Origin of the sequence: Breznakia sp. PFB1-19 (assembly GCF_029893935.1) — a bacterium.
GTDB lineage: Bacteria > Bacillota_I > Bacilli_A > Erysipelotrichales > Erysipelotrichaceae > Breznakia > Breznakia blatticola.
Genome location: NZ_JARXXJ010000002.1, coordinates 37,626 through 49,959, shown reverse-complemented (window position 1 = coordinate 49,959; position 12,334 = coordinate 37,626). Strand labels below are relative to the sequence as shown.

The following is a 12,334-nucleotide window of genomic DNA, read 5'->3' as shown; positions in this document are numbered from 1 at the left end:
CATATATTAGATGAATGTCTTACATGAAGCATAAAAAAAAGAGACCGGCTTAATTGTCTCGTTCTTTTATATTGGTGACCCGTACGGGATTCGAACCCGTGAATGCCGCCGTGAAAGGGCGGTGTGTTAAGCCGCTTCACCAACGGGCCAACATTACCTTTTTGACAGGTACATGATGAATTATACCGAAACGAAGGGGGTGAGTCAAGCATTATTTGAAAGTTTTTTAAAATATTTTCAATAAAATAGAAAAGGGATGTAAAATCCCTTATTTCATCAGTGTTACAAGCACTGCTTTTTGTGCATGTAGACGGTTTTCTGCTTCTTCAAAGATCTCATTTGCATGTTCTTCAAATACTTCTGCAGTAATTTCTTCTTCACGGTGTGCAGGCAAGCAATGCAAGACCATTGCATCTGCTTTAGCAAGATTCATAATTTCACGGTTTACTTGGAATGTTCCAGCAAACACTTTCTTACGTTGGTCTGCTTCTTCTTCATCCCCCATACTTGCCCAAACATCCGTTACCACTACGTCCGCATCTTTTGCGGCCTGTTTTGGATCATTGGTTAGTTCAAAGTTTGGATCTGCTTGATACTTTGCAAGAATGTCTGCATCTGGCTCATATCCTTTTGGTGTCGCCACACTGACTTTCATCCCTGCAGTTAACATCCCCACAATGTATGAGTTAGCCATATTATTACCATCACCGATATAGCATAGTTTTAATCCTTCTAGTGTTCCCTTAAACTCTCTGATTGTCATTAAGTCTGCAAGAATTTGACATGGATGGGCATAATCAGTTAGTCCATTAATAATTGGTACACTTCCATATTTGGCAAAATCTTCTACTTCTTTTTGTTCGAAGGTACGAATCATAATACCATCAAGATATCTTGAAAGTACACGCGCTGTATCTTCAACAGGTTCTCCACGACCAATTTGTAAGTCATTTGAGCTTAGAAATAATGGATATCCACCAAGTTGTACCATTCCGACTTCAAATGACACACGAGTTCTCGTACTTGCCTTTTGAAAGATACAACCTAACGTCTTTCCTTTTAAGTATGGCGTTTGAATTCCTGCTTTCACTTCTTTTTTCAATGTATCTGCTAAGTCCAACAGTTCATAAATCTCTGCTTTACTTAGATCACTCATCTTTAATAAATGTTTCATATTACCCCTTTGCTTTACTTGCCAGTACATCTGCAAGTATTTTTACGGCTTTTTCGATATGTTTATCTGTAATTACTAGTGGTGGCAACAAACGTAAACGATTTTTAGCAGTTAAAATTAGTAACCCTTTTTCAATACATGCTTCCACCACTTCACGCGCAGCAATTGATGCATCAATTTCAATCCCTAACATTAATCCAAGTCCATCCACTTGTACAACTTGTGGGATTTCCTTTAATTTAGTTACTAGTAAATCTCCCATCTTGATAACATTGCTATACAAACTATCATTCATGTAATCCATTACAACATTTGCTCCAGCACAAGATACAGGGTTTGCCCCAAAAGTAGAACCATGATCTCCTTTTTCAAAGATATCCTCTACTTTATCTCCTAGCAGAACTGCTCCAATTGGCAATCCATTTCCTAGTCCTTTGGCACATGTTACGATGTCTGGTTTCAATCCATATTGCATATATGCAAATAGTGATCCTGTACGCCCCATTCCCGTTTGTACTTCATCAATGATAAAAAGAATGTCTTTATGGTCACAAATATCTTGTATTGCTTGTAAGTAGGTTTCTGCTAGCGGAATAACTCCACCTTCTCCTTGTACGACTTCAACCATAATCGCGAGTGTTTTTGAGTTTACTGCACTTGCTAGTTCTTCAAAGTTATTTGGTTCCACATAAACAAATCCTGGTGTAAATGGATCAAAGAACTGATGAAAACTATCTTGACCAGTTGCACTTAATGTAGAAATCGTACGACCATGAAATGAATTCTTTAGTGTGATAATTTCAGAACGATCGCCTTTATAAATATCAAAAGCATATTTACGCGCAGCTTTAATTGCTCCTTCATTGGCTTCTGCTCCTGAGTTGGCAAAGAATACTTTTTCTAATTTTGCTGCTTTACATAGTTTCTCAGCAACATCTACCATCGGTTCTGTATAAAACAAATTCGATGTGTGTTCAATATCCTTTAGTTGTTTTGCAGTTGCTTTTACCCATGGTTCAAAACTATGTCCTAAGCCACATACACCAATTCCACTTGTGAAATCTAAATATTCTTTTCCTTCATCATCAACAACAATAACACCATTCCCATACTTTAGTGCGACATCAAAACGATTATACGTATTTGCAATATATGTATGTTCTCGCATCTTCAATACATTATTCATAAATGCCTCTTTTCTTAAACAAGGTTCCAATTCCTTGTTGACTTAATATTTCTATTAAGATCGAATGTGGAATGCGACCATCAATAATACATGATTTCTTAACACCACCATCAAGTGCAGTTTTGATACACTCAACTTTTGGAATCATTCCACCACTAATAAAGTCACTAGCAATTAATTCATCAATTTGATCGAAGTAAATATTTGAATATAATGAACGTTCATCTTTTGGATCTTCTAAAATCCCTGGAACATCACTAACTAAAATCATATTTTCAGCATTGAGTGCTTGGGCAATGGAACTTGCTGCAATATCCGCATTGATATTGTAGGCTTGTCCTTCATCATCAACCCCTACCGATGCAATTACTGGAATATATCCATGTGCTAATACATCAAGAATTGATTTTGCATGAATTTGTTCTACTTCACCAACAAAACCTAGATCTTTTCCATTTGCTTCGTATTTTTTGGCTTTGATCAGTTTTGCATCCATCCCAGAAAGTCCAACTGCAGTTGCTCCTTTTCCATTTAGAATAGATACCAACTCTTTGTTGGTTTGTCCAGCTAGAACCATTTGTACAACTTCCATCGTATCTTTATCTGTGTACCGTAATCCATCCACAAACTTTGGTTCAATTCCTACTTTTTGTAGCATGTGATTGATTGCTGGTCCACCACCATGTACCAATACAACTTTTATTCCTATTTCACTCAACAATACGATATCCGTCATAACGTTTTGTTTGAGCTCTTCATTTTTCATGGCATTTCCACCATATTTCACAACGATAATCTTATCACTGTATTCTTGAATATATGGTAAAGCTTGCGAGAGAATCTCAGCTTCTTTAATTGCATCTTTCATCATTTTTGTTTCACCCCTCATTATGTACGGTAATCTCCGTTGATTTTGACATAGTCATATGTTAAGTCACAACCCCAGCTTTCTGCTGTTGCCTTGCCTTGATTCATATCAATATAGATTATGACTTCTTCTTGTTTTAAGATCTGTGTTGCTTGCTCTTCATCAAAGTTGACACCTTGACTTTGTTTACATACATCAACACTTCCTGCAACACTAGTAAATGTTACATCAATTGTTGTTTCATCATAGTCTGCATCACTGTATCCAATGGCACAAAGAATACGACCCCAGTTTGCATCATTTCCAAACATCGCACTTTTCACTAAGCTTGATGCGATGACACTTTTTGCAATACACTTTGCAGCTTGTTTGGATGGTGCATTTACCACCTGACAAGTTAATAGTTTTGTTGCTCCTTCACCATCTTTTGCCATTGCGCGTGCAAGGTGTTTTGCTACACGAAACAGTGCTTCTTTAAAGATGGCATAGTTATTTCCTTTTTCGCGAATCTGTGGGTTTTCTGCTTGTCCATTACACATTACAGTCAGCATATCATTTGTCGATGTATCTCCATCAACACTTACCATATTGAATGTCTCATCGGCCACTTCTTTTATTACAAGATTTAGCATCTCTGTACTAATATCCACGTCGCTTGTAATAAACGAAAGCATCGTTGCCATATTTGGATGAATCATTCCACTTCCCTTGGCAATACCACCGATACGACATTCTTTTCCATCAATCACAAAACTTCCATGCCACTCTTTAATCGTTGTGTCAGTTGTCATAATTGCTTCACATGCAGCAATACCACCTTCAACACTTAGACCGTCTGCGAGTTCTTGAATATGGTTTGCAATCGGTGTAATATCTAGTTTTTGGCCAATAACACCTGTACTAGCAACAATCATATCGTTTGCTTGTATCCCTAGTGCATTTGCACTTAACTTAGCCATCTCTCTAGCAATTTGTTCACCATTACTATTGCATGTATTTGCATTTCCACTATTGACGACAATCGCTTGTGCTAGATGGTTAGACAAGTTTTCTTTTGTGATTGCAATTGGTGCACCTTTCACTTTATTTTGTGTGTACACACTTGCAGCTGCACATATATTTTCACTATAGATTAAACACAAATCCTTTTTACTTTTATTTTTTCGGATTCCACAGTGGATTCCATTCGCAAGAAATCCCTTTGGATAACATACTCCCGTTTGACTCATAATTCCTCCTTTTAGAATGATGGAGGAATGAGTTTCAATCCTTCATCTTCAGCAAACCCATACATTAAATTCATATTTTGAATCGCTTGTCCTGCAGCACCTTTAACCATGTTATCGATTGCTGATACTAAGACAAGTGTATGTGTTCGTGTATCGTAATGTAAGCTAATATCACAATAATTTGAATATTGAACATACTTTAAGTTTGCGCATTTCCCGTTTTCTAACACACGTACAAACGTATGGTTTTTATATGTATCAACGTAGTGTTGATACAAGTCATCAAAGTTGATTGCTTCATCCATTTTGACATATATCGTAGAGATGATTCCACGCGAGATTGGTAGTAGATGCGGCACAAAGGTAATCTGTACTTTTTGCTTATGCATCTCAGTTAATGTTTGTTCAATCTCAGGTGTATGACGGTGATTTGCCACTTTATATGGATGAAATGCTTCATTAACATTTGGAAAGTGTGAACCTTCACTCAATTCTTTTCCCGCTCCAGTAACTCCACTTTTTGCATCAATGATCACATGTCCATCAAATGCATAGTTTGTTGTCATAAGTGGATATAAAGCAAGGCCAATACTTGTTGGATAACATCCTGGATTCCCAATAATTTTTGCCTGCTTGATTTGTTCTGGATAGATTTCACTCAATCCGTATACCGCTTGTTCGTGTAATGCTTTTTCTTTGAATGGAACATTGTACCAAGCTTGACAATCCGCTTCATCATGCAAACGGAAATCTGCACCCAAATCGATAAAGCACTTATTTGCATCTGCACATTTTTTTGCGATTGGTTCACTAATTCCATGAGGTAAACTTGCAAAGATTAGATCACTTGCCATAATAACAGCATCTTCATCAACAAACACTAAATCACTTATCTCTTGAAATCCTGGATATAGTTCACAAATCGGTTTTCCGATATAACTACGCGAGTTGATACCAGCAATCTCCACTTGGTTATGGTTGAGTAATAAACGCAATAATTCCGCTCCACCATATCCACTTGCACCAATAATCCCTACTTGTAATTTATTCATTTTGATCACCCAATTCTTGAACGACCAATGCGATATGCGCTTTGGTTGCTGCTGGGGCTGGCCCACCAACAACACTACGCTTATTTACACATGTATCTAGAGAAATCGCCTCGTAAATATCTTCTTCAAAAAGCTCACTGACTTCTTGGAATTCCTCTAGATGCAATTCCTCAAGCACTTTATTGCTTGTGATTGCCTGTTGAACTAACTTTCCAATCACGCCATACGCATCACGGAATGGCATTCCTTTTTTAGTTAGATAGTCTGCGCAGTCTGTTGCATTGATAAATCCTTTTGCAGCAGCTGAACGCATATTTTCTTTTAGTACTTGCATTGTATCCACCATTGGAATAACTGTTTCCAAGCATACTTCTAATGTATCTAATGAATCAAAGAGTGCCTCTTTATCTTCTTGCATATCTTTGTTGTATGCCAAGGCTAAACCTTTCATCATAGTTAGTAAGTTCATTAAATTTCCATAAGTTCGTCCCGTTTTCCCACGAATCAATTCACAGATATCTGGGTTTTTCTTTTGTGGCATGATCGAACTTCCTGTGGCAAAAGCATCATCAAGTTCAATGAATTTAAATTCCCATGAACTCCATAATACAATTTCTTCCGAAAATCTTGATAAGTGCATCATACAAGTAGCTACGGCATTAGCCGCATCAATTGCAAAATCACGATCACTTACACCATCTAAAGAGTTCAAACTAATATCTTTCATTCCTAACAGCTTTGCACTGTAAGCACGATCAATAGGATACGTTGTAGTTGCTAGTGCTCCACTACCTAGTGGTGAAACATTGGCTTGCTCTTTGGCAAAAGCGAAACGCTGTAAATCACGTGTTAGCATTTCCACATATGCAAGTAGATGATGTGCAAATGTAATTGGTTGTGCACGTTGTAAGTGCGTGTATCCAGGCATAATGGTTTCTGTATGTTTTTCTGCTTGTTTACATAACGTTAGAATTAATTCTTTAACCAAAGTTGTTAAATCATCTAAGCGATCCATTGTATACAAACGGAAATCAAGTGCCACTTGGTCATTACGACTTCGCCCAGTATGCAGTTTCTTACCAACATCTCCCGTTCTTTGCGTGAGAACTTGCTCGATAAACATATGAATATCTTCAGCTTCTGGATCAATCATTAAGGTTCCTTCATCAATATCTTTTTCAATGTCCTGTAGTGCTTCAACGATCGTTTTTGCATCTTCTTCAGGAATGATATCTTGTTTTGCTAGCATGGTAACATGCGCAATTGAACCCTTAATATCTTGTTTATACATTCGACAATCCACTTGGATTGAAGAGTTAAAATCATTGAGTTTTTTACTCGCTTCTTTTGTGAATCTTGCACCCCATAACTTCATTGCAAGCCCTCCTTTACCACAATTTATTTTTGTTTCTTTGCATCTTGCATTGCTTTTACTTTAATTGGTAATCCAAATAAGTTAATGAATCCTGCACTATCATTTTGATCATATGAATCATCTTCACCAAAACTTGCAATTTGTTCTGAATATAATGTGTCAGGTGATGAAATACCTGCACTTGTAATATTCCCTTTGTATAACTTAAGTTTAACTGTTCCATTTACAGTTTCACTTGTTTTATCAGCAAATGCACTTAGTGCTTCTCTTAATGGTGTAAACCATAATCCGTTATATAATAATTCTCCGAATTTGATTCCTACATGTTGTTTAAAGTGTTGTGTATCTTTATCTAGTGTAATCGTTTCTAACAGTTCGTGTGCTTTATATAAAATTGTTCCCCCTGGTGTTTCATAAACCCCACGGCTTTTCATTCCAACTAAACGATTTTCTACCATGTCGATAATTCCGATTCCGTTTTTACCACCAACTTCATTTAATGCAAGCAGTAAATCTTGTCCCTTCATTTTCTTTCCATCTAGAGCCACTGGAATTCCTTTTTCAAATTCAAGTTCAATATATGTTGGAACATCTGGAGCATTTTCTGGTGTTACTCCCATTTCTAGAATGTCATCATATTTTGGTTCATTCATTGGATCTTCTAAGTCTAAACCTTCATGTGATAAATGCCATACGTTTTTATCTTTTGAATAGTTTGTCTCACGATTGATTTTTAATGGAATGTTATGTTTTTCTGCATATTCGATTTCATCATCACGACTTTTTAATTCCCATGTACGCCATGGTGCAATAATATGCATATCAGGAGCGAACGCTTTAATTGCAAGTTCGAAACGTACTTGGTCATTTCCTTTTCCTGTACAACCATGGCAAATTGCATCTGCACCTTCTTGAATTGCAATATCAACTAAACCTTTACCAATGATTGGTCTAGCAAATGCTGTCCCTAATAAATATACATTTTCATACACTGCGTTTGCTTTTAAACAAGGAAAGATAATATCTTCAACAAATGCATCTTTTAGATCTAAGGCGTAAAATTTGCTAGCACCCGTTTTTAGTGCCTTTTCTTCTAGACCTTCAAGTTCATCTGCTTGTCCAACATCCCCTGATACAGCAATAATTTCTGGATTATCATAGTTCTCTTTCAACCATTGAATCATTACAGATGTATCCAATCCACCTGAGTAAGCCAATACAATTTTCTTAATATCCTTTTTCATAACACCGTCTCCTTTTTCATAGTCCTTTATTCAATTTCATTATACGATATACGAACGTTTTTTAGGTTGTTGAAGATTAAAAAAACGTCTCATGGAAAAATCATTCCAGAGACGTTTTACTTACGCGGTACCACTCTAGTTGATAGTATTATACTACCCACTCTAATCCGTAACGAGGATCAACGATTTATGATACTTACATTCCCATAAACACTCCTAGGTGCGTTTCCTTAATTTCTCCTGGATAACCTTCCACCAATCGTTATCTCGCTATGCATCTCGATCTCAAGTACTTTTCCTAATCAACGTTTTGTATGGTTCTTATCATACGCTTGAATGAAAACTATGTCAACAAAAAATGTAATTTTTTACAAATATGGATGAAACTTGTTACATTTTGATTGTTTGCACTTTATTTCTACATTATTTTTGTTAAGCATATTACTTTATAATTATGCAGTCCGTTGTATAATGAATATGTAACTAAGGAGGAAAAGGATATGAAAAAATATTTAGTTTACAGAACAGGTGATGACAAATCAGGAAAGATGTTAAACATGAAGTTAAAGAACTTCAAAGTCGGATCAAAAGATGGTAAATGGATCTTAAAGAATGATGGTAAAATGTTAATGATCTTTGATGATTACAATGAAGCTGAATTCTTCTTTGACAAATTAACTGACTTCAGAACTACTGATGCACCTTACTTAGATCTTAATGAAGTGAAAAAGTACTGGGAAAAAGAAAGTACAAAAACTGGAAATAGACCAATCAAATAATTATTAAGAACAGTGAATCACAGCTACGTGATTCACTGTTTTTTTGTCGCAAGACTAAATACCTTCTATTGCATAATATGTAAATGCAAGAAGGCTACATGTGAGTAGTATCATAAACATCGGGATGATCCATCCATGTGGCAAGCAAAAGTATACATAAAATCCACATAGAAAAATTCCACAAATGTAATTGATTCGTTTATACAACAAAAAATGTTTTTCTTTATTCACATTTCTAACAAAATAATCATGCACCCATATCAATACAAAAGAATACGTAAAGAATACACTCGAAAGAAAGACGTTGATTTTTAAGTCATAAAACACAACATAGGATAAAGCAAACATCATTACGTTGTACCAAGTGCGTGCACTTCTAAGTTTTTGTATATCCATAACTACCTCCTTCATTCACACACAACACAATCGTTTCTACATCATTATTATCCCATAACAATATATAAACGCCTATCATCATGTAAAAAAATGAATGTTGTTCACATTTTCATATGTATATGAATATAAAAAAAACACCACAAGAATTAACTCGTGATGTTGTCTAAATGTGTATAAATACGATCTTTTACTTCATCTACTGAATCATCAAAGATATACGCAGATAAGTTGAAGATTTTATCTTCCATGTTATTTAAGTAGCCTTGCACCTTTTGTGAAACCATTTTTCCACTTGCTACGGCTTTTTTACGTTCATCAAATAACATTCCATAAACATCTAACCATTTCTCAATATCAAATGTATCCAAGATTGGTTTAATCGTACGGTCCATATCCAAAGCCGTTGGGCGTTTGACTTCATTCATGTCGATGTTTTCTAAATACCCTTGTAGTTCTTTTTTTGTTGGGATTTGTTGAACACTAGTGGAAATGTGCGTCGCTGGGATTTTGAACGAATATCCATCATGATCCACAGAAACTAGTTTGTAGAAAATTTTACCGTTTCTTTTTTCTTTACTCACGACGTTGCATACATATAAGTGATATAATACTTTTTCTCCAATTTCTAACATCATTACCTCCTAGTTAAAAAATAAAAAGCGGAAGATCAACAGAACTACATGATCAATACCGCTCGTTGTGCCTTTATTATAGCATATTTTGCTCGAAAAATCTAATCGAGTGTGAAATTTCACTTATTTCATGGGCTTTTTGAGCACCTATCAAATATATATGATACATTTCTACTTTTTTATCTCTATGATTATAATACTTTATATACAATTTAGGATGACACCATGTATCATTCGATTCATTTTATAGTCGATAAATTTCGTCTGCTATTTTTGTAACTGAAGAAGCATGTGTGACAAGGATTACACACTTATCTTCTTCATATGCTAGTTGTTGAAAGATCGTTAAGATTTCTTTTTCTGTTGCTTTATCTAAATTCCCTGTTGGTTCATCTGCAAGAATAATTGATGGATTGTAACTAATCGCTCTTGCTATTGCCACACGTTGTTGTTGCCCACCCGATAATTGATGCACTGCACGATGCATATCACTTTCATCTATTTGCATCTTCTCTAACAACATTTTTGCATGTGTCTTTTTATCTGATTCTTTCCAATTTGCAATATCCAATGAAAGACTTACATTTTCGATTGCATTCCAACTTGGCAGTAAATTGTAAGATTGAAAGACCACACCAATGTTACATGAACGATAGTGATCTGCATTAATATTAGAAATGTCTTGACCTTCATAATAGATATGTCCATCCTTTGGGCTTTGTAGTTGTGATAATAAGGATAATAACGTTGTTTTCCCTGCACCTGATTTCCCAACGATTGCATATATTTTTCCACGCTCAAATGCAAGGTTTAATTCCTTTAAGATTGGTTTGTCCTTTGTATAATAAAAGCTTAGATCTTTTGTTGATAATTCACTCATGTTTTTCTCCTAACTTTGTTGTTGTATTTTCATCGTATCGTAGCGTTGTATAAAAATTGTTGCTACACCACCAGAGACAATGGTCAATAATAGACCAATTACCATAATTTCTAATACAACTGTCCAGTTGGTTGCACTGGATACACTTTGTACACTATCTTCAATAAAACTTCCACTAGGTTCACTACTTTGTCTACCACCCATACCTTGTGGCATTCCACCGGGCATATTTTGCATCTCAGATTCATTTGTACTCACACTTTGATTTTCTAATAATTGATTTGTAATTGGTACACTTGTTGCTGCTCCAATTCCTAATGCTAATATTAGTGATACCGTTGTAATAATTAGCAATTCACAAATGAACTGAAGTGATATTTTAAGCTTACTCATTCCAATTGCACGTAATACACCGATTTCATATACGCGGTCCTTCACTCTTAAAAATTGGAAAACAATAAGAATTGCTCCACCAACAAGAATACTGACTAAAAAGAAGGTATCTGCAAAACTGGATAGATTTTCTAAAGGTGCTAATGATTGCTCATACATACTTACATCCATGCTTTGCACAGTAAAATCATCTGATAAACCTAGTTCATACACTTCATCACTAAACGCATCATAGGCATCAACATCTGCTAGTACATAGGTACCCTTCACTTGACTCGTTAGTGGATTATCAGATGCGGTTTTTGCTTCAATTGCATCTATAGTGTTTGCGCTTGTATACATTTGATTGGCCGGATCTTGACGCATCATCATTTGTTGGTCACTCACTTGACTATAAATACCAACAACTTCAACTACATATGTCTCACTTTCATTGTTTGGATTTTGTAGCGTAATACTTGAACCAACATCTAGTGAGTTGTATGTTGCTAGATCTTCTGAAATCATTGCCGTATTTGCTTTCTCAGTATCTAGGTATTCTCCATCAACAAGCTCTTTTGTTCCATCAGTAAAATCACTTAATGCATTTACACTTGAAATTCCAACTAATGAAAAGTCACCTTCAACATATGTTGTGTCTTCATCACTTCTTCCAGGCATTCCTTGGGGACCCCCAAAGTTTTCTGAACTTGATGATTCAATCGCTTCAATTTCAGTTGCACCAATAGTCATTGTTTTTTCATAGTAAAGATCACTTACACTATCCGCTTTTGCATAGACTTCTAACTCATCCAGACTTAGATTTTGATTTTGCATACTTTCACGCATTTTATCACGCATGTCTTCTTGTGATGTACCATCTTGTTCACCTTGTGTTGGTGGTTGCATGTTTTGCATCATCTTTTGTCTATCGTAAGAAATATTTGCAGTAATATTTACTGCATCTATTCCTTCTTGTCTAGCTGTATTTGCTGCTTCCTTAATACTCAGTGATACCACACATGAGAATCCTACAATCAAAATTATGATTGCAATAAGAATATTCTTTGTAAACATTCGTCGAATATTTCGTAATGCATTTTTTATAATATACATATATCCTTGATCTCCTTTTGTTATTTCTTCA

General features: G+C 35.6%; 12 protein-coding genes, 1 tRNA gene and 1 other annotated feature. Of the genes, 1 reads left to right on the top strand and 12 read right to left on the bottom strand.

What is annotated here, in order from left to right:
• Positions 1-72: 72 nt before the first annotated feature.
• The 8 genes from M2098_RS01635 to M2098_RS01600 all read right to left on the bottom strand — a co-directional run bounded on the left by M2098_RS01635 (position 73) and on the right by M2098_RS01600 (position 8,128).
• Positions 73-149: transfer RNA gene (locus M2098_RS01635), tRNA-Glu, on the bottom strand.
• 119 nt (positions 150-268) lie between these two features.
• Complete coding sequence (gene argF, locus M2098_RS01630; RefSeq protein WP_280681144.1) at positions 269-1,174, bottom strand: ornithine carbamoyltransferase; 906 nt, start codon at positions 1,172-1,174, stop codon at positions 269-271.
• A 1-nt stretch (position 1,175) separates the two neighbouring features.
• Positions 1,176-2,360 (bottom strand): aspartate aminotransferase family protein, encoded by a 1,185-nt coding sequence (locus M2098_RS01625; RefSeq protein WP_280681142.1) that lies wholly within the window; start codon positions 2,358-2,360, stop codon positions 1,176-1,178.
• On the bottom strand, positions 2,353-3,231 hold the full coding sequence (argB, locus tag M2098_RS01620) for an acetylglutamate kinase (RefSeq protein WP_134168525.1): 879 nt from the start codon (positions 3,229-3,231) through the stop codon (positions 2,353-2,355). The genes M2098_RS01625 and argB overlap by 8 nt, the downstream gene beginning before the upstream one ends.
• Before the next feature lie 17 nt (positions 3,232-3,248).
• The gene (argJ, locus tag M2098_RS01615; RefSeq protein WP_280681139.1) at positions 3,249-4,457 is read right to left on the bottom strand and encodes a bifunctional ornithine acetyltransferase/N-acetylglutamate synthase; all 1,209 of its coding nucleotides are present in this window, start codon (positions 4,455-4,457) and stop codon (positions 3,249-3,251) included.
• Positions 4,458-4,468: 11 nt separating this feature from the next.
• Positions 4,469-5,509 carry an N-acetyl-gamma-glutamyl-phosphate reductase gene (argC, locus tag M2098_RS01610; protein WP_280681137.1) on the bottom strand — a complete coding sequence of 347 codons (1,041 nt, stop codon included), beginning with the start codon at positions 5,507-5,509 and terminating at the stop codon, positions 4,469-4,471.
• Positions 5,502-6,884: an argininosuccinate lyase gene (argH, locus tag M2098_RS01605; RefSeq protein ID WP_134168519.1), complete on the bottom strand. Its 1,383-nt coding sequence runs from the start codon at positions 6,882-6,884 to the stop codon at positions 5,502-5,504. Before argH ends, argC begins: the two co-directional genes overlap by 8 nt.
• Positions 6,885-6,907: 23 nt before the next feature.
• Positions 6,908-8,128 carry an argininosuccinate synthase gene (locus M2098_RS01600; RefSeq protein ID WP_134168517.1) on the bottom strand — a complete coding sequence of 407 codons (1,221 nt, stop codon included), beginning with the start codon at positions 8,126-8,128 and terminating at the stop codon, positions 6,908-6,910.
• A 104-nt stretch (positions 8,129-8,232) separates the two neighbouring features.
• Positions 8,233-8,443 (bottom strand) — a binding site (T-box leader).
• 185 nt (positions 8,444-8,628) lie between these two features.
• Here M2098_RS01600 and M2098_RS01595 point away from each other — a divergent pair.
• Positions 8,629-8,907, top strand: a complete 279-nt coding sequence (locus M2098_RS01595) for a hypothetical protein (protein ID WP_280681136.1) — start codon at positions 8,629-8,631, stop codon at positions 8,905-8,907.
• A gap of 54 nt (positions 8,908-8,961) precedes the next feature.
• Here M2098_RS01595 and M2098_RS01590 read toward each other — a convergent pair whose 3' ends face one another.
• The 4 genes from M2098_RS01590 to M2098_RS01575 all read right to left on the bottom strand — a co-directional run bounded on the left by M2098_RS01590 (position 8,962) and on the right by M2098_RS01575 (position 12,303).
• On the bottom strand, positions 8,962-9,303 hold the full coding sequence (locus M2098_RS01590; protein WP_280681134.1) for a hypothetical protein: 342 nt from the start codon (positions 9,301-9,303) through the stop codon (positions 8,962-8,964).
• A gap of 146 nt (positions 9,304-9,449) precedes the next feature.
• Positions 9,450-9,935, bottom strand: a complete 486-nt coding sequence (locus M2098_RS01585) for a hypothetical protein (protein WP_134168511.1) — start codon at positions 9,933-9,935, stop codon at positions 9,450-9,452.
• 244 nt (positions 9,936-10,179) lie between these two features.
• A complete protein-coding gene (locus M2098_RS01580; protein WP_280681131.1) occupies positions 10,180-10,815 on the bottom strand; it encodes an ATP-binding cassette domain-containing protein in 636 nt (211 codons plus the stop codon).
• Positions 10,816-10,824: 9 nt separating this feature from the next.
• Positions 10,825-12,303, bottom strand: coding sequence for an ABC transporter permease (locus M2098_RS01575; protein WP_280681129.1), 1,479 nt, complete (start codon positions 12,301-12,303; stop codon positions 10,825-10,827).
• Between the last annotated feature and the right edge of the window lie 31 nt (positions 12,304-12,334).